Origin of the sequence: Cytobacillus sp. (assembly GCF_964223445.1) — a bacterium.
Lineage (GTDB): Bacteria > Bacillota > Bacilli > Bacillales > Cytobacillaceae > Cytobacillus.
Genome location: NZ_CAXQGS010000112.1, coordinates 1 through 18,842, shown reverse-complemented (window position 1 = coordinate 18,842; position 18,842 = coordinate 1). Strand labels below are relative to the sequence as shown.

At 41.9% G+C, this 18,842-nt stretch carries 15 protein-coding genes and 1 pseudogene; 1 reads left to right on the top strand and 15 read right to left on the bottom strand.

All coding sequences use genetic code 11. From position 1 onward, the window contains the following. Positions 1-49: 49 nt before the first annotated feature. The 9 genes from ACEQ1T_RS19515 to ACEQ1T_RS19475 all read right to left on the bottom strand — a co-directional run bounded on the left by ACEQ1T_RS19515 (position 50) and on the right by ACEQ1T_RS19475 (position 12,007). Positions 50-193, bottom strand: coding sequence for a hypothetical protein (locus ACEQ1T_RS19515; protein WP_019382387.1), 144 nt, complete (start codon positions 191-193; stop codon positions 50-52). Between the two features lie 40 nt (positions 194-233). Next, positions 234-536 carry a WXG100 family type VII secretion target gene (locus ACEQ1T_RS19510; RefSeq protein ID WP_009336194.1) on the bottom strand — a complete coding sequence of 101 codons (303 nt, stop codon included), beginning with the start codon at positions 534-536 and terminating at the stop codon, positions 234-236. Positions 537-741: 205 nt separating this feature from the next. After that, complete coding sequence (gene essA / locus ACEQ1T_RS19505) at positions 742-1,221, bottom strand: type VII secretion protein EssA (protein WP_370224341.1); 480 nt, start codon at positions 1,219-1,221, stop codon at positions 742-744. Then, positions 1,211-4,057 (bottom strand): type VII secretion protein EsaA, encoded by a 2,847-nt coding sequence (esaA, locus tag ACEQ1T_RS19500; RefSeq protein WP_370224340.1) that lies wholly within the window; start codon positions 4,055-4,057, stop codon positions 1,211-1,213. Before esaA ends, essA begins: the two co-directional genes overlap by 11 nt. Further along, positions 4,054-8,526: a type VII secretion protein EssC gene (gene essC / locus ACEQ1T_RS19495; protein ID WP_370224338.1), complete on the bottom strand. Its 4,473-nt coding sequence runs from the start codon at positions 8,524-8,526 to the stop codon at positions 4,054-4,056. The genes esaA and essC overlap by 4 nt, the downstream gene beginning before the upstream one ends. Positions 8,527-8,546: 20 nt before the next feature. Then, positions 8,547-9,890 carry a type VII secretion protein EssB gene (gene essB / locus ACEQ1T_RS19490; RefSeq protein WP_370224337.1) on the bottom strand — a complete coding sequence of 448 codons (1,344 nt, stop codon included), beginning with the start codon at positions 9,888-9,890 and terminating at the stop codon, positions 8,547-8,549. Positions 9,891-9,904: 14 nt separating this feature from the next. After that, positions 9,905-10,144: an EsaB/YukD family protein gene (locus tag ACEQ1T_RS19485; RefSeq protein WP_370224335.1), complete on the bottom strand. Its 240-nt coding sequence runs from the start codon at positions 10,142-10,144 to the stop codon at positions 9,905-9,907. Between the two features lie 79 nt (positions 10,145-10,223). After that, positions 10,224-10,517 (bottom strand): WXG100 family type VII secretion target, encoded by a 294-nt coding sequence (locus tag ACEQ1T_RS19480; protein ID WP_009336200.1) that lies wholly within the window; start codon positions 10,515-10,517, stop codon positions 10,224-10,226. A gap of 491 nt (positions 10,518-11,008) precedes the next feature. Further along, positions 11,009-12,007 (bottom strand): ABC transporter substrate binding protein, encoded by a 999-nt coding sequence (locus tag ACEQ1T_RS19475; protein ID WP_370224334.1) that lies wholly within the window; start codon positions 12,005-12,007, stop codon positions 11,009-11,011. Positions 12,008-12,183: 176 nt separating this feature from the next. Between ACEQ1T_RS19475 and ACEQ1T_RS19470 the strand changes: the two genes are divergently transcribed. Continuing rightward, positions 12,184-12,807, top strand: coding sequence for a DUF421 domain-containing protein (locus ACEQ1T_RS19470; protein ID WP_370224332.1), 624 nt, complete (start codon positions 12,184-12,186; stop codon positions 12,805-12,807). Positions 12,808-12,850: 43 nt separating this feature from the next. Here ACEQ1T_RS19470 and ACEQ1T_RS19465 read toward each other — a convergent pair whose 3' ends face one another. From ACEQ1T_RS19465 to ACEQ1T_RS19440, 6 genes and pseudogenes are all read right to left on the bottom strand, one after another. Then, positions 12,851-14,041 carry a M14 family zinc carboxypeptidase gene (locus tag ACEQ1T_RS19465; protein WP_370224331.1) on the bottom strand — a complete coding sequence of 397 codons (1,191 nt, stop codon included), beginning with the start codon at positions 14,039-14,041 and terminating at the stop codon, positions 12,851-12,853. Between the two features lie 185 nt (positions 14,042-14,226). Then, positions 14,227-15,807: a glycine betaine ABC transporter substrate-binding protein gene (locus ACEQ1T_RS19460; protein ID WP_370224330.1), complete on the bottom strand. Its 1,581-nt coding sequence runs from the start codon at positions 15,805-15,807 to the stop codon at positions 14,227-14,229. Positions 15,808-15,825: 18 nt separating this feature from the next. Next, positions 15,826-16,947: an ABC transporter ATP-binding protein gene (locus ACEQ1T_RS19455; RefSeq protein WP_370224329.1), complete on the bottom strand. Its 1,122-nt coding sequence runs from the start codon at positions 16,945-16,947 to the stop codon at positions 15,826-15,828. A gap of 334 nt (positions 16,948-17,281) precedes the next feature. Then, on the bottom strand, positions 17,282-17,485 hold the full coding sequence (locus ACEQ1T_RS19450) for a hypothetical protein (RefSeq protein ID WP_370224327.1): 204 nt from the start codon (positions 17,483-17,485) through the stop codon (positions 17,282-17,284). Between the two features lie 171 nt (positions 17,486-17,656). Beyond that, on the bottom strand, positions 17,657-18,097 hold the full coding sequence (locus ACEQ1T_RS19445; RefSeq protein WP_370224326.1) for an SMI1/KNR4 family protein: 441 nt from the start codon (positions 18,095-18,097) through the stop codon (positions 17,657-17,659). Continuing rightward, a pseudogene (locus ACEQ1T_RS19440) lies at positions 18,097-18,542 on the bottom strand (hypothetical protein); the annotation flags it as partial. The gene ACEQ1T_RS19445 and the pseudogene ACEQ1T_RS19440, both read right to left, overlap by 1 nt. Between the last annotated feature and the right edge of the window lie 300 nt (positions 18,543-18,842).

Genomic DNA, 18,842 nt, shown 5'->3' with positions numbered 1-18,842 from the left:
TTCATTTCCCATTTCAATACCTCTTTTCTTTTCGGATTAGTTCTTCTAATTAAATTAAATTAATTATTTGATACCCAACTATTAATACTTGAATTGGCAATATAAAAAGGTCTGCACATCCCGGCACCGCTTCGCCATCATATCTTTTATTCTTATCATAAGAACCTTTTTTCTTCTCTTCATTATTAGACATAAAAACCCATCCAATCTTTATATTCTTCAATTCAAATTAATTATTTTTCCTTAAGCCTGGCCAATCTCTCTAATTCTCTTTGTCTTTCAATTTCTTCTCTGACTCTGTCAACTTCATTCGCAGCGCTTTCCAGTTCTCGGCTGATGTTATAAAGGTTATCAGAGTGCCTTTGGAAGAGGACACCTGCTTCTTCCAATGCAGAATCAAATTTGTCCCGGGCTTTGCCTTTCCATTCATCTGCATGGTTTTGGACACTTTGCTTTAGTTTGAATTCCTCTGTCTTGATATCATCTGAAGCTGTCTGAAATACCCTTGCCAGGGCTCTTACATGTGATGAGTTCATTTTGACACCCCATTTTTAAAGTTATTCTATCCAATAATTTCTAAGTCTCGTCATCTGGCTATTCGGCGCAGACATTTTCATTTCTTTCATCCCTAATTCTTTATTCTATTTTTAGAAGCCAGTTTTTTTGAGGGGAGTTTGCTGAAGAATTTGGTTGCAGTATTTATGTACATGTCTCCAAACCGGAGACATGTACGGGAATTATTTAATTGTCAGCCTGCCTCGCCATCCTCGGTATGAGGAATCCCATAATCACACCTATGGCAATGACGAGCAGAATAATATAAAGAAAGATTAATTTGTTATCTTGTTCAGCGGGAGTTTGATCCTCCGCCTTCAAAAAGCTTTCCTGTTTAGAATCGGAAAAAAGCTGAAGCTGGTCTGCTTTTGCGGTGATGGTATTATTAGCGGTTTCACCGCCATCAAAAAGCTGCTCCTTCACTTCCTTTAAAGGATCCAGGTTCTTTTTTGTAAAAGTAAGATCCTTTTGTTCTTCGGGGATCTCTTTCTTATTTTCATAGAGCGATTTTTCATGCAAGTAATCGGTGTTCTCTTTGAATTCCTTTTTTTCATAGGTATTCGGAGTTAAGTTATTAAAGTCAGGGGTCGCCCCGGCGGATTGGCCAGCTATCAGCCAAAACGCCGGGATCAACGCCAGGACTTGAAGGTATTTATTAAGCTTCATAAGCCTGATCCTCATCCCTCTTTGTACGCAGGTCTTTTATCGACCGGACTGCAAATGGAATGATGGCAAGGAAGGCTATGATGCCAAGCAGTATGAGAATAGCCGGAACAAACAGTGATTGCGAATCATACTGGATGGACATATATACCTTGGACATTGGATCTTCATAGTTAATATTTGGTGCTGTAAGAGCCAGGAACGGACTAATGAAGAAGGCAATGAGACCAACACTCAAAATCCATCCTGCTAGATTGCCAATCTTGAACCCTGCCAGCACAATGGCTGAAGCTGCAGTCAGCAGCAATATGGTAAATATCGTCCACTCAATAGCCCGATCCTGTTCCATTGAGTAAATATTAAGGCCGAATATGCTGATTATCAGACCAACAATAAGATTCAGCAGCACAAACATGGAAGCATGGACAAGCATCGGCGCATTTTTGAAATAATGGCTGAAGTATCCGATCATTAAGCTGCTGAGCAGGACAATGGCCAATACAACAACAGGCGGCAGCTTGCTTTCCTCTTTCTTTGCAGCTGTTTCTCCGCTGATTTGAAGCGGATTGGATAATTGCTCGTATACCGGGCCATTCTTTTGGCCATTCACATAGGTATTACCAAGAAGATTGTAAATATCATCCCGGAACATCTGAGTCGTCTCTACGTTCGAGCCCCACTTGGAATTCAGTGTATCTGCATCCTGCTGGACACTCTGCACCTTTTGCTCAAGCTCGTTTGTATATGACACGATATTGCTCTGGTTTTCTCCGATGGAACCAACAAGATCATTAATCATCAGCATTCTTTGGCTGATTCCTTCCTGTTTAACCATGACGGAAGAACCGTCGATGCCATCGACAGGCATTGAAGTATTGGATGATGATAACAACTGAATATTATCCATGACAGCCATTGCACTTTCCTGCAGTGCAGATAAGTCTGATGTAATAGCAGTCTGCTGCTCTTCAATTTTCTGACTATACTCGTCAAAGAATGCAGTAAACTGATTATCCAAACCTGTAAGCTGTTCCTCTGAATTAGGGATGGAAGTATTCAATTGATCCCAAACCATTTGTTCATCCTCGCCCACTTTTACAATTGGGTTCAATTTTTCAATAAATGTTTGAAGTTTCTCAGGATTATAGTTAATGGAAGACTCTATCGTGCCTTCAAATCTTCCGAGAGCAGAATAATATTCCATCATTTTTGATGGGATTGCATAGATAATTGGCTGGTTAAACACTTCTGTTAACTTCGCTTTGCTGGAACTATCCAGATTCAATTCGAGAATTTTATTTTCTTTCTGATCGATTAAGCCGATTAAAGATGCAAAGTTACTTGAATTACTCAGCTGCTCAATCAAATTTTTGTTTTCTGCAACAAGCTTATTATAGTCTTCAACCAATTTCCCATTCTGAGCAGTTAAGGTTTCATTGGCAGCCCTTAGCTCATCCACCACTTTCTGCAGAGGATTTTCTGCTGAGTCATTCGCAGAAAGCTTTTGTTCCACATTAAGCAAACGCTGAGACAGCTTCGGCAGGCTTGCAGCAGCAGCGGCTGCTTGCTCCGGAGTTCCTTCAATGGTTTCTAGTGAAGACTTTATTGCGTTCATTTCACTGGCAATGGACTGTAATTCTGCCCGCTCAGCTTCAAGGCCGGGAACTGAAGGAATAGCTGTATCCGTATTTGTATTAGCAGCCTGTTTTTCTGTATAGCTTTTGTTTGAAGCTGCTGATGCTGTTCCTGGATTACCGGCAGAAGTGCCTTTTGACAACTCCTGCTTCAAGGAAGCTATGTTTGACTCAACCTGGCTAAGGGTCTCTCTCTCTTGGTTCATAAGATAATTGATTAATTCTTCTCTCTGCCGATCCACTTGTGCAGTACGGATATTCGAGAGGTTGCTGAACGTCTCACTGTTTTCCTTAAGCTGAGCTTCCACTGAATCAATAGTATTCGAGAGCTGCTCGCCGCCCTCATTCAGCGCGGTTAGCGATTCAGCGTACTGTGGATCATGTTTTCCAGTCAGTGCTTGGATATTTAGTACATTTTCATCCTGCAGTTTTTGGAGTGTCTCCTGCTGAACATCCTGATATTCCCGGTACTGCTCTACATATTGAACAAAACCAGCAAGATTTTCTTCAAATTGGGTAAGATTGCTTTCACCCTCTGAAGTAGTTTCCGCAGTAGTCTTCACTGTCGACTGAATGCTCTCCAGCATATTGCGCTGCTGTTCGATTTCCGCTGCCAGGTTCTTGGAACTGGGCTTATAGAAAGCGAGCATGGCATTCTGGAAGTCTATTTCTTTTTGTAAAATGGTATCGAACTGGGATTTCACATTTTCAAGGTCCTGGGATACATAGGTCCAATACAAGGTTGAAATCTTTCCATTAACACGGTTGGTGGCAGTCTGGATCTCACGCAGAACCTTTTCCCGGTTCAGTGAGTTCAGCTGGTTCTGTACCGTATATTCAAAGTTTGCTTTTTCAGGCTGCTGGCTTTCATAGGACATGATGTTCTTTGAAAAGTTTGAAGGAATATAAACGACTGCGTCATACTTGGTATTTCTCAAGCCATTCTCTGCAGCACTTCTGCCGATGACGGTCCACTCATACTGTGAGCCGTCCTGGAGAATCGATGTAATTTCCTCTCCAAAATCAAGTGACTTCTCTTCCTTGTCAGCGCCTGTATCTTCATTAACAACAGCTATGGTTCTTGTGGCATTCTCCCTGACTAGCAGAGGATTATCGCCAATGGAGCCAAAAAAGATGGCTGGCGCGGCGATAATCAGAAGCATCACCAAAACCATTTTCACGATGTATTTTGTTTTGGCTGTCATGCTAAGACCTTCCTTTCCGTGGCACATAAAGGAATTTGAATTTTTAATTCCTTTCCATTTATAACGTAATAACCATATCCCGGCTGGATCTCTGCCTCTTTCCGGTCGTATGGAAGGGTAAACAGCGTCTGCTCTGATTTTTTCATCAGAACGATCGCCTGGCGGATCTGTTTAATTTCTGCTGTTAAGGAATCGTATCCTTTTGTCAATTCATTATTGCTGCCTGTAACGATGACACTGAAGCCGAGATGGCTGCCGTTTTTCATCAGCCTTGCCATTCTTTCCTGCAGGCTGTTATCCAATGTCTGCGCAAAACGGGAGTATCCATCCACAGCCAGTACGATTGGCGAAAACTCTATATCAGTCTTGCCATGCTGGATTGCGTTAAGATAATCTTTTTCCCTGACGGATAATTGTTCTTCCACCTGTGCTGCCCAATCGCTGATCTGTTCCTTTGTCTCGATATAAACCGACTTTTCCTCACTGGCATAGGATGACAATCCTCTGTCAAAGGAATCGAAAATACCGACGGACTCTGCACCCTGAACAAGCATGTGATTGATCATGAGCTTAAGAACATTTGTCTTTCCTTTTTGGGCCTGCCCCAGGATGATGCAATGTTTCGTTTTATTGAAGTTCGCATAAACAGGTTTTACAGATTCCTCATCAAGGCCAACAGGCACAAGTCCCGGCTGAGTCACTCCTGTAGTGTAGCGGGTAAAGTTAATCGTATTAAGCTCTGCCGGAAGCATCGGCACCTCTTCAGGCTGCCTGCAGTCCTTGTATTTCTCTTTCAGCTCCAGGATGTCTTCCCGGATAGCTTCTATAATCTCAAAATCATCCTTGCCATCTGCCGGCAGGAATACCTGTGAGAAATACGCCTCTTCCATTTTAATTATGGCTCTTCCCGGAATAGGTTCAGGTGCGAACGGAACTCTTCCCAGTACGGAGTATGCCTCGCTGCTGTCCATCAAATAATGGACTACCTTCGTTTTGAGATTGTTCATAAGCGACTGTCTGATCGAATTGATGCGTGTCGCAGCAAAAATCATATAAATGCCTAGTGACTGTCCATCTCTGGCAATCTGATTGATTTGCGTTTCAAGCTCCTGCATCTCTTCTTTTACTAAATCAAAGTTATCAAATGTGATATATACAAGCGGCAGTTTTTCGCTGCTCATCGAATTGTACATCTTAATTCCGCTGACTTCCTGCTGCTGAAACAATAGCTTCCTGCGGGCAATTTCATCCTTGATCAGATTCATGAACTTTTCAATCTTGCGTTCTTCATCCATCAGGAAGAAGTCGGCCGTATGCGGCAGCTGTCTTAGCGGAAGAAGTGAGCCATTGCCAAAATCAAAAATATAATAATGAGCTTCTTCAGGAGTCCGCTTTTCGGCAATGCTAAGAAGCATTGTCATAATCGTATGGGATTTTCCATAACCGGAGGATCCAAATACCCCCACATTACCATCCTCTATGATCTGATAGCTCAATGGATACTGGCTCTGCTTCTCAGGCTCATCCACCATCCCTAAATGAATCTCATGATTCTCTTCAGCGCGGTGGAGCTTCCTGCTTAAACGCCCTTCAAGAGGCGGAAGCCACGGACTTCTAAGCTTTTTAATGCCCATCGAAGACTGTGTTGCTTCAATTTCCTCCACCACTGCTTCAATTTCTGTTTTTCCGCCTTTTTTCTTTCCTTGGCGGGAATTAACATCCGATAATGGCACAAGCCCCAGGTCGGTTACGATTGCAATTTCATCCTCTGTCTCGGAGGTGTCGTCCAAATAAGGCGCCCCGCTCCATGCAGATTGGAAGAGTTCATAGACTTCATTATTGCCGACTTGCAGGTAGCCGCGTCCGGTTACGGTAATAGCTGCTGCATCTCCGTTTTTGATGATCTCCCGGCTGTCATCTGTGTCCTGAACCTTTAAAGCTACCCGGAAACGGGCATTGCTCCAGATCTGTTCATCTATGACACCGCCTGGCTTTTGGGTTGCCAGAATTAAATGCACCCCCAGGCTTCGCCCAATTCGTGCAGCACTGACAAGCTCCCTGATGAATTCCGGCTCTTCGCTTTTCAGCTCTGCAAACTCATCGGAGATTAAAAACAAATGCGGAAGCGGTTCCTTTGCCATCTTGTTTTTATAAAGGTCTGTGTAATCATTGATGTGATTCACCTGGTATTGATCAAAAAGCCTCTGCCGTCTTTTCAATTCACTTTTGATTGAGGCAAGCGCTCTTGAACTGAAGTTTTTGCTCCCTTCGATATTCGTAATCGTTCCAAGAAGATGCGGCATGTTCTTAAACGGCTGGGCCATTCCTCCGCCTTTGTAGTCAATCAGCAGGAATGCGACTTCATGGGGATGGAAGTGAACAGCAAGTGAAAGAATATAGGTCTGCAGGAATTCACTCTTACCCGATCCGGTTGTCCCAGCGAGCAGTCCGTGCGGGCCGTGCGCCTTTTCATGAAGGTTCAAAAGCGAAAGATCTTCCTTTCCTTTTAATCCAATTGGTACTGCCAATGATCTGGAAGACTCTTTTGTTAGCCAATTCTGCTTGATTGGAAGTTTTCCCACTTCCTTTACTTTCATCATTTCCAGGAACGAAACGCTATTAGGAATGGAATTGGTCATTCCAACCTGATGATCAAGCGTTCTTAACAGACGGGAAAATTCCTCATTTCCCTTCTTCTGATGAGCATCAAGCCTAAATGGGATGCTCACGGCTCTTTTGTCCTGAATCAGAATGTCTCCTTCTTCCTGATTGACATACCTGACAAGTGTTTGAATATTATCATGCAGGCTTTCCTTTGAATCGGCAGCAAAAATAACGGAGATCCCCATATTGGAGTGGTCGCCCTCCAAATATTCCAGAATCACATGATCTGCAATCAGCTGCTGATTGGCAATGATAAACACCAGATGCGGAGAATACACCTGCTTTTCCTTATTTTCATCCAAATCCCTTTCCCGCAGGATTTCATAAATGGAAGATAACAGCTGATCCCTCGTTTGTTCGCTATATATCAGCCCTTTTGCATGTGCATGCGGCATCTGGAAATGCGGAAGCCATTTCAGCCATTCCCATTTCTTATATTCCTTTTCATTAAAAATAAATACAAACCGCACATCATGGTAGCTGTGGAAAAACGCCAGCTGTCCAATGATCTGGTGTATCTCATTCTTAACAACTGACTCTTTTCCGATCAGCCCGATTGGCCCCTTTGCAAGGTCAGCCACCACAGGCACATTTCTAACTTCTTTATAAACTTTTTCCATCTGCTGTGACTGTTCAAGCAGGTCATCAATTTCACGATTGGCCATATCCCCTGAGCTGACCTTAACTTCATAGCTCGCAGGCACATTGCCTGTTCCAAGCCTGAACTGCAGAAAATCAAAACTCTCAAGGGGCCTCTCCCAAATTCGGTCGGATATATGGCCCGTGAAATATTTCATTTTCTCAAAAGAAGGAAAGTGGAATTCCAGAACATGCTTCTGCTTGTCAGACAGTGCCTGCAGCTCTTTCCGCTTCTCTTCCAGGTAGGCAGTATACACGCGATGTCTGCGCTCTTTCCGCTTCTTTTGATTGCTCTTATCCTTAAAGTATTGAACGGTAGATGTGACTAACGTGGTCATGAACATGACCATTGAAATGATAATAAATATTCCTCTTGGCTGAATCAACGCCACTATGCCCATCACAATCAGCATAATCAGCGGCGGCATAATGATCATCCATAACCCCCGATTGGAATCATCAGGCTTCTGTGACGGAAAGGATAGAGAAACCTTTTCATCCGGCATCTCATAAATCATTCTTGGCGTTCTGCGATAGAGCGGATATTTCTTTGCCATCTCTGATTGCGGTCTGATGGTAATCGGAAGCTTAGATTCATAGCTTTCAATGCTGTCAACCTGGAAGAGGTCCTCTTCCAGTATTCGAATAGACATAAATGGGAAGAATAGCACATCTCCGATTTCAAGGGAAATTCTCTCTTCGGCTCTTTTTCCGTTTACATAAAGCTGTCCTGACTGTGGTTCTGCCCGCCAGCCGTTATCTGTCTTAATGAGTTCGAAGGAATGGCCGGCATCTATTAAAATGCCGTTCTTTTTATAAATCGCTGCATCTGGATTCTCAGAGGAAAATTTTATTTCCTTTTGAAAGCCAGAAAAGTAGGTCTGGCTATTCATATTTTCAGAGGTTACGATTATCGTCAGGGTCTTCCCATCATCATTTAGCTGGAAGGGTTCCCCGTCATTTAGCTTTCCGAGAACTGACTCATTTTGCCTTACTTCATAGATGCTGTCGTGCCTTTCTATTGACACAGTCCCTTTTGTGAAAGGGAAATCCCTTATTGTCACCAGCTGTTCCAGCTTTGGGCCGATGGTGATCTTGCCGCTTTTCTCAAATGGCATAGACAGCTGCTGGCAGTAATCGCTGTAAAACAACCATAACTGTTCCATCTCTCCACCTCCTGCCTATCTTAATTTGGTTTTGTCTTTGCTGCCTCTTCCTTCTTTTCGGCTGGCTTTTCAGCAGAAGTTTCAGCTGCCTTTGAATCTGCAGGCTTTTGCTCTTCTGCAGCCTTTTGTTCAGACTCCTCTTTTACAGCCTGTTCATTGGCCTTGTTGTTCTCCTGCTCTTCCTGCAGCCTTTGTTCCTCTTCTTCCTGAGCTTTCTGAACCTCTATATATTCATCAATTTCAGCTTGGATTTCGTCAATTTTCTGCTGTTTTTCATCGGATTCAAGGCTATCATCTGCTTTGACAACTTCACGGTATTTTAGCAATGCAAATAGGATTAAGTCTCTATCTTCAAGATCCCGGGAGATATCGAGAGCTTCCTTGGCATCTCCCCTTCCAATATGAATCCAATAATGATAGTAAAGAGGATCCGTCTGCAGGGTGATGGTATTCTGAACATTCTCTTTCTGGTCTTCTGTCAATGCTTCATTTATTATGTAAGACTGGGCAAGTTCGTATTGCACCACTCGCGGCATCTGATCAATATCATAATTGGATAACTCAGAAACAACTTCACTATATTGGCTTTTCAAGAAGTGTTCCTGGCTATTAATAAATGCTGCCTGTTTAGGCTGTGTAAAGATCAGGGAATATAGACTGAAAGCAAGGAAAGGCAATAAAGCAATCAGCAGTCCCCAAGCAGAATACCGTGTGGCTTTCCATTTTTTCTGCGGAACCTTAACGTATTCCTTATCTTTCTTTTCAAGCATTTCAATATTTGTCCGGATGACTTCTGACAATTCATTATCATCCTTGGCTTTGATCACACTCGCCGCTGCAGGCGACAGTTCAATGGTTTCATAGAGTCTAAGATAGTCGCGGAAGGAATGCTTTCCATCTACAGCAGCTGCAATGGTTGCTTTCAATTCCATCCAGAGTTTTTCCTGATTGGCTTCATAAGGCGGAAGGCTTTCTTTTACACCATAATGAAGCAAATGCGGCGACAGGCTTTCATCAGCCACTATATTTTCCGGACAAACAATAGGATGCAGCCTGGAATACGGATGACTTTTCACAAGCTTGAGGAGTTGTGAAGAGAAGATCCATCTGCTTCTTTGGTCTTTCTTTTTTAATTTGGAAAAGGTTAAATAATTTGAGGGAATTTGCAGGACGAGGCGCAGTTCATCCTCTGTTAAATGGACATCCCTTTTTATAGCTGAATCCATTGCTTTGAGCAATTCCAATTCCGCAGCAGCATCAGCTTTTATTTTCTCTCTTTGAAAAAGAATGGTAAGGGATTGATGATCTGTTTCGACAACCGCTTCAAGCTGCTCTTCAAGGTAGGTTTGACTCTTTTCTGACATTTTTTAATGCTCCTTTATAAAATTTCGAAACGGTCCCCAGTGGTAATCCCCTTTTCTGCCAGCTTATCGTTTCCTGACAGAATCATTTGCTTGTTAGAAATTCTGACCCAATAGCCTTCCCGGGGCGGCTGAGGAATCGACTTAGCTTGCCAAACAATATCTACTACTTTTTTAACAGAGTGATAGTTAGATAGACGGAGATCAAAAGGTTCAACTTCATAATTTTTCAGATCGATTGTTAATTCTATGTACATTTTCAACACCCCATAAAAAAAGAGCGCTTTTCATCTGATGAATGTAGCGCTCCTTCTCCACTTATTGATTCAGATGAAATTAACCGCGGATTTGTCCAGCAATCTGGTTATCAGCATCTTCAAGAGCTCTTGCAGTATTATTAAGCTGAACAGAGATATCCTCTAATAATTGCTGCATTTGAACAAATGAAGGTCTTAAAGATTGGTATTGTTCAGCAAAAGCTCTGCTTGCTTCCCCTTCCCATGCACCTTCCAGTTCACGAATCATATTATCCAAACGGACAATCTGATCCCCAACCTGGCTGCTTTCTCCATTATAACGGTTAGACATGCCTACTAATTCTGCTGGTGTAACGCGAATAACTCCTGACATTCAAATCTCTCCTTTTCAATAGGTTACTATTATTGTAAAAATACACAATTAAAAGGTCAATTACTTACTTGCAAAAAATAACAAAACAGTTATTTATACCCACTAATACCCAATTTTGTGATATTCAAACCAAAATTGGTATTTTTTTCATAGATTTTTTCTATTTTTTTGTTATTCACTCATTTTTAAATTCAAAATTTCTACCTTTTTATTACTATCATGGCAGTCAAGACTCGTCAAATCGCTTTTGCAGCCGTGTCGAATTATGTCTGTGGTTTTATTCCTATTAATCTATAAACCCCCAATTGTATTGTATAGGTAAAATTACCCTGTTGTTTATATTTAAATTAAACTTTGTTGAGCCCTTTTTTTTTCTAAAATCATCCTTCTGGATTGCGTAGTTCTTTTGGATCATTTTCAAGAAAAAATTCCCGGTTTCTTTTAAGCAAAAAAAAGATACAGCTGAATCGCTGTATCTCTTAACTAGCTATTTACTCCCCAACCACCTTAGCATCTTTCAGCATGTCCTCTGTCAACGTAACTCCCTGTTCCTCAGCTGCTTTTTTGTTAATCACCAGCTCAAGACTTTCCGGGTAGCCAACAGGAATCTCTCCAGGATTTTTGCCTTCAAGGATATCAACAGCCATTTGGCCAGTAGAGTATCCAAGATCATGATACTCAAAACCATAGGAAGCAAATCCGCCCCGTTTAACCGAATCGCTTTCTCCAACAAATGCTGGAATGTCTTTTTCATTCGCTACGTTCAGCACAGATTCAAGGGCAGATACAACTGTATTATCCTTAGGAATATAAAACACATCAGCACGGCCCACTAAGGATTCTGCAGCCTGCTTTACCTCTGAGCTTGTTGAAATAGTGGTTTCAACCGCTTCAAGGCCTGCCGCCTCGATGGCTTCTTTCGCATGCTTTACATTAACAACTGAGTTTGGTTCCCCGTCATTGTAGATGATTCCGACCTTTTTGGCATCCGGAACAAATGTTTTAATGGAGTCAATTGTATTTTTGATGGCATCCGGATGTGTATCAGATGTACCCGTTGCATTCCCGCCTGGCTTTTCCATGCTTTCCACAAGCTCAGCTCCCACAGGATCGGTGATGGCTGTAAAAAGGATCGGAATATCCTTCGTGGATTGCACAACGGATTGTGCACTCGCAGTAGCAATCGCGAGGATCAAATCATTCTTGTCCGCAACCAGGTTCTGGGCGATGGACATATTATTGTTCATATCCCCCTGGGCGTTCTGGAAGTCGATTTTTAGATTTTTTCCTTCTTCATAGCCTGCATCTTTCAGTGCGGCAATAAATCCCTCTCTCGCAGAATCCAATGATGGATGCTCAACTATTTGCGTGATACCGATTTTTACGGTTTTCTTTTCTGACCCTTCCCCGCTGGTTTCCTCATTTCCTGAGCCACAGGCAGCCAGCATTAATAAAGCGCTGCTTGCTAGGACGGCTAACATCTTCTTCATCACAAATTCCCCCCGACAATTATGTAGTTATTAAAATTTTTATAATATTTTGATATTAACACGTTTAATAAGTACGTAACAATAGCTAATCCCACTTTTGTTAGATAAATTGACAATAGCAGTTTTAGAGGGCTCTATTTGCGAAAGACTATAATAAAAAATAGGGAGGGATAGGAGTGGAATTCGATTGGATCTGGAACTCAATCCTTGTCGTTATCGGGGGCACGCTGTTATTAAGAATCGCAGGCCGAAAGTCTATTTCACAGATGACGTTAGCTCAGGTAGTAATCATGATTGGCATTGGTTCATTATTAATTGAACCGGTTTCAGGGGAAAGCATTTGGACTACTCTTGCTGTAGGACTCATCCTTGTCCTTACCTTAATTATCATGGAATATGCACAAATGAAATCAGACAAATTCGAGAGGTTTATCACTGGGCAATCCAAAATTATTATAGAAGATGGAAAATTAAATGAACAGAATCTGAGAAAACTCCGGTTTACAGTCGACCAGCTTGAAATGAAGCTGCGTCAGCATAATGTTGCAGTTATCAGCGATGTAAGGTGGGCAACCCTGGAGCCAAACGGACAAGTGGGCTATGAATTAAAAGAAGAAGCCCAGCCTGTAACGAAAAAGGAATTCCTTCAGCTGCAGGCTGATGTCCAGCAGCTGATTCATTTACTCGAACCTGCTTTTGCCAAGGGCTTCTCTGTCCATATGGTTCCCGAAAACGAAGAAGATATTTTTACAGAAGTGGCAGAAGAAACGACTGATAGTGTACCAGATCATCTGCAGTAAGAATGAGCTGATTCCCATTGGGAATCAGCTTCTATTGACTCTATTAACGAATTGGCACTCTGTTAGGAATTTCATTATATTCATCCGGATTCAAATCATACACACTGCCATCTGCCACCCCATTGATAATCCCCATGACACCTGTTTCTACTGTCTTAACCAGCTGACCTTTCATCTTTTGTCCATAGTTATGCGTCTGCCCTTTTACCTCAAATAGGACAACCCCGCTTCCATTCAAGGCAAAGGAGCCCAGGGCAGTACCCGGCAAGTCTAAGTCCTGGTCATATAAAGAAATATTGGTAAACACTGAATTTCCTTTTTCCTGAAGTGCATCATAAAGAGCAACGTTTAACTGGCGTGAGAAATCAAAGCGATAATTCTCCGCATATTGGCTATATTTTGCACCCTCCGCGGAATTTGGATCCGGAACAAAGTCTGCTGAAATGGACATTGTTACATCTTCACCTGTTCCTTCAATCTTATAGAAATTTTGGTGATGAAGATCTAAAAAGACTTCAACATTACCAAATTCCTCTTGAAGACTCTTATAAACATCCCGGACTGTTTGTGATTCAGGCGTAATATACCAGCCTGGAGTGCTTGAATTTCCAGGGAAGTCCTCCGCCTTCGGAATATAGTTCAAGTCAGGGTTAAAGTCACGGTTTACATCGAATCCTGGTGCTGCAGAATAGTCATCCCCCTGAAGGCTGCGTGTGTAATAATTCCAGGTGGGCTGTGCATTATGTAATTGAGGAAATTGTTCCTGAACCTCTTCCCAGGTCATTACATTGCCGCGCCTGTCCAATTCGGAACCATCGGCATTCATCATCGGGATTGCGACAATCGTTAATTCTTCTCTAATCCTTTTCGCATCTGCTGATTGACTTGATCCTAAATATTGAAGAATATTCAGCAAGGCGACAGTACCGGTCTTTTCATTGCCATGAATTTCGCTCTGTACTAGTACCACCTTATCTCCATGGCCCACTCGTGCTGTAAAGATATCTCTCCCCTCATTCGTTTTTCCCGCAGATTCAACCTGAACCAGGCCGTTCGATGATTTTTCAATTTGGCTTAACTTTTTCTTTAATTCTTCATAATCTACAAAACCATTAATTGATACATTTTCTTCTGTCACAGGCTTTGCGCCTTCAGCAAAGCTTACTTGAGGTACAAGAATCGAAGCTGCCAGTGCTGCTGAACTAAGTACTTTCCATAATGACTTTTTCTTCATGTTTAAGCCTCCCCTGATCTATTAATTCGATATCCGAATTATTTCTATCATGCCTTTTCAGCAGGAGGATGTAAATCTGCTAAAAGAATTAATATTCCGAATAATAAATATCCTACATTTTCCTTATTTGATAAGACTTTCATCATACTAAAAAGGACTGCAAAATAATCACAGTCCTTTTCGAATCAGTCAATTAATCCTTCTTCTTTCAGGAAATCAACCGCCACATCTTCATATTGCTCTTTATCAATATCTACTCTTGCATTGAGTTCCTGCATTTTTTCATTATCAATTTTTCCCGCAAGCATCTTCAATGCTTCTTCAATTTCAGGATGTTCTTTCAGCGTATCAGCCCTGATAACTGGGGTTGCATAATAAGGCGGGAAGAATCCTTTATCATCCTCGAGTACCTGCAGGTTGAATGCCGGTATGCGGCCATCAGTGGAAAAAGCATCAATGACATCCACTTCTCCATTTTTGATGGCACTGTACATAATGCCAGAGTCCATGGCCTGTGTTTCGCCAAATTCAAACCCGTAAGTATTGACAAGACCCGGATATCCATCGGGGCGCTCAAGAAATTCCGGCTCTGAACCAAGAGACAGCTCAGATGATTTCTTGCCTAAATCTGAGATTGTTTTAACACCCCAGTTTTCAGCATCTTCTTTACGAATGGTCAGAGTATACGTGTTATTAAACCCAAATGGTTCAAGCCAGACCAAATCATAATCATCCTTAAAGCGCTCTTTTACAATGTCATACACCTTGTCAGGATCGCTGATCATTTCTTCTTTTAGAATGCTCAGCAAGGCCGTTCCCGTATATTCCATATACAAATCATAATTTCCGTTATTAACTCCTTCAAATGCAGGTGCAGTACCGCCTAGGAAGGACTCATATTTCACATTAAGATCAGTATGCTCCTCAATCAGATGGCCCATGATGTAAACCATGATTTCCTGCTCTGTGAAGTTTTTGCCGGTAATAGTAATCGTATCTTTGCCGCCAGACTTCTCACCCAGCTGGGCAGCAAAAGCAGAAAGAGGGAGAATTAGAATTAATGCGGTCACCACCCACTTTCTCCAGCGGCTCACAGTTTGATTTGTTTTCTGCCCTTGTTTAAGCCCTTGCGGAGTCACGTCAGTCTCCAGCAGCTTCAATAAATAATCAAAAATAATCGCCAGCAGCGCAGATGGGATCGCCCCTGCGAGGATCAGGCCCGTATTATAGGTCTGCAGCCCGCGGAAGATTAGATCTCCCAGACCGCCAGCCCCAATGAGGCCCGCAATCGTAGCAACACCGATAATTAATACAGTCGCCGTACGAATTCCGCCCATGATGACACTGAGGGACAGTGGGAGCTCCACCATCCAAAGGACCTGGCGATTCGTCATTCCCATTCCAACCCCTGCATTGATGGCAGACTTTTCAACACCAGTAATACCTAAATATGTATTTCGAAGAATGGGCAATAAGCCATAAACGGTTAAAGCAATAATGGCAGGAACTTGTCCTGTTCCGATGAATGGCACGAGAAATACAAGTAGTGCGAGACTTGGAATCGTCTGAAAAACTCCTGCAATCCCAATAATTGAATCCGCAATTTTTCGATGCCTCGTTAAATAAATGCCCAAAGGAACAGATATTAAAATGGCAATGGCAATCGAAATAAGCGAAAGATACATATGCTCTAAGATTAAGTTCCATATTGTTGGCCATCGGTTTACAAAAACGTCAGCCGTGCTGCTGATTAAGTTAAGAATCATCAACACCCCCTATCCTGATTACTCGATGATTTCGTCAGCCATATATTCTACTAGACTTGATCGGGTCACAATACCCAAAAGCTTTTTGTGTTCATCCATGACCGGAACAAAGCCATATACAGATTCGTTCACCAGCTGAAAGGCTTTTTCCGCAGGATCATTTTGCTGAAGTGTCACAACGTTTGAATCCATAATGTCTTTAAGCATCAATTCTTCGTCCTTGTAATTTTTCTGGACATCCCAGACAGTTGCGATTCCCTGAAAAACATATTGATTATCCACAACCACAAGACTGTTAACCCGTTTGCTTCGCATCATCTTCAGGGATTCAGCCAGCCTGCGGTTCCCGCCGGCTGTTACAGCCGGAACCATTAATTTGGTTAGCTTAGGTAATGAGATATTATCATTTTCCTGCAGCCGGTCTTCTCCAATAAAACTCCGGACGAATTCGTTGGCCGGCCTGCGGATGATGTTTTCAGGCGTATCCAGCTGCACGACTTCTCCGTCCTTCATGATACAGATGCGGTCAGCGATTTTAAGCGCCTCATCCATGTCATGGGTTACAAATACAATCGTTTTTTGGATGTCCCGCTGAAGACGGACTAATTCATCCTGAAGCTGCTCCCGGCTGATTGGATCCAGCGCACTGAACGGTTCATCCATTAAAATGATCTTCGGCTCTGCTGCCAGTGCCCTGATAACACCGATCCTCTGCTGCTGCCCGCCGCTCAGCTCTGAAGGATAGCGGTTACCAAAGACCTCCGGATCCAGCCCTACCATATGCATCAGCTCATCCACTTTATCTATGTATTCTTCCTTCTTCCATTTCATCAGCCTTGGAACAAGAGAAACATTTTCTTTTATCGTCATATGCGGCAGCAGCCCTATTTGCTGGATCACATAACCGATCGTCCGGCGGAGCTTGACTGGATCTTCTTTTGAAATATCTTTTCCTTCAATAGTGATTGTGCCTTTTGTCGGCTCAATAAGACGGTTGATCATCCTCATTGTTGTGGTTTTTCCAGATCCGCTGGGTCCAATCAGAACCAGCAGTTCTCCTTCTTCCACTTTAAAGGTAATATCCTTAAGAGCATGAAACCCATCCTGAAAGATTTTGTTAACTTCTTTAAACTCAATCAACTTTTCAGCACCTCCTATACAGCATATAATATATAAATTATGGAACACCCTGTCCGCAGACACGTTTTTCAGGATAACATAGGCTGCTTAAGCATGCAAAAATCGATAAATTAGTTATCCCACTATAATTCCATAATATTCATATTTAACCTTAATCTTCTTTCTTCAAACCAAAAAGGTTCTTCACCTTTAAAGAAAAACTCTTTATTAATTACTATCTTTAATTAATGTGGAGATTTATGCTGCCTTAAGCCTTTTTCTCTGCAATATGACTCTGGTGCTTTCAGGCATGAAAAAAGGGAAGCATTTCTTAAAGAGCTCCCCCTGATAGCTATTAATAAGGATATCCAAATCCCGGTCCACAGCAAGGCCGCGGGTAATAATAAGGCGGCGGCGGTGGAGGATACCAATAATATGGACGCGGGTAGAATAAGGCGGTGCCCAATAGACCTCCTGCTAACCCGCCTAAAAAGGGCAGACCAAAGAATCCAAAAAAACGCTGATCCTGCGGCTGGTAAGGACCTCTGTAAGGGTACATCCGTTCATACCTCCATTTCCTCTATATATATGCCTATATTATTGTATATGCGTGGAAACGGGTTTGGCTTGGGCAAATTCACTACATTTGGCGGGGGAAAGTTAGGGGCATATTAAAAGAAAAACCTTCAAAGGCATTTAGCCAATCAAGGTGTCCGTTTTATTATGTTTTTTAATCAACTAGTAACTCCAAGTAATATTTATCATTTTCTTCAATTTTTCTTAAAAATTCTTCAAGAGAAGTCGCAATTTGAATATCATAATAGTAAACCGGACTGCTTTTCTTTTCATTGAATTCAATTGACATTAAAGCTGATTCACTACCTTCAAAAAATATTAGTTTGTTATTTTCAAATTCATCATAGATTTCTATGTCAGGATAAAACTCAAAATCGTTAACTCTTAATCGAAAATCTCTTACGGAATAAGGATCCATAATACGATTTATATTAAACTCTGAACCTTTAATAAACCCGTAGCCAACCTCTATGTAAAAATTAACTAACTCCTTAGGAAATTTTAAATCGAGTTCCTTCTCAACATCTTTTATTTCATTTTCAGTTACTCGATAAAAACTATTTTCTTGATTTGCTTTCATAGATTCGTAGCCCATTATTTTTTACCTACTTTAAATAGCGAATTTGCTGGTGAACCTGTTCCATGAATACCAGCTTGATGCTCATTTGGGAATTTTGCAGGATGCATATTCCACCATTCATGTTCTCCTCCAAATGTATTCTCAATTATATGATGAGCATCATACTTATCTCCTTTTTTCCTAATTATTTTACCTGTTTTTTCTGAAATAACATTTTCATTATACACAGGCCACTTTTGCCCTGTATTTTCTTCCCGCTCTTTGATTACTTTATTTTTTACTTTATCAAATTCTGCCCTATGCTTAGCTGTTTCTATTGGTGACATTTTTTTTATTCTTTATTTCTTAAGGCTTCCTTCAACTTCTCTATTTGGTTTTTAGGTAACTCTCTGCCTGTTTGTCCCTCTATATCTCTAATATATTTTTTTATTGTATCAGAATCTATCTTATTACCCGTACCCTTACCAGCCTTCCTCCCCGGCAAGACCACATGGCCCTTTTCCTCTTTCAATATCCTTACAAGCGCATCAAAGTCGGCCCTATTGATGCTTTTCCGTATGATCTTGGTTCCTTGCTTTCGGACAACAGCCGCGAGCGACAGGTATTCGAGTATTTCAAGCGGGGTTCCGTCAGCTATGGAGTCCAATTCCCGTACTCCTCCCATGTAGAGTGCATTTCACAGTTAGTTTTAAAAAATGATTGAGGGGGATTATAACCCCTCAACCTGTGCAAATTTGTAGTAAATCTTAACGTCTTTATT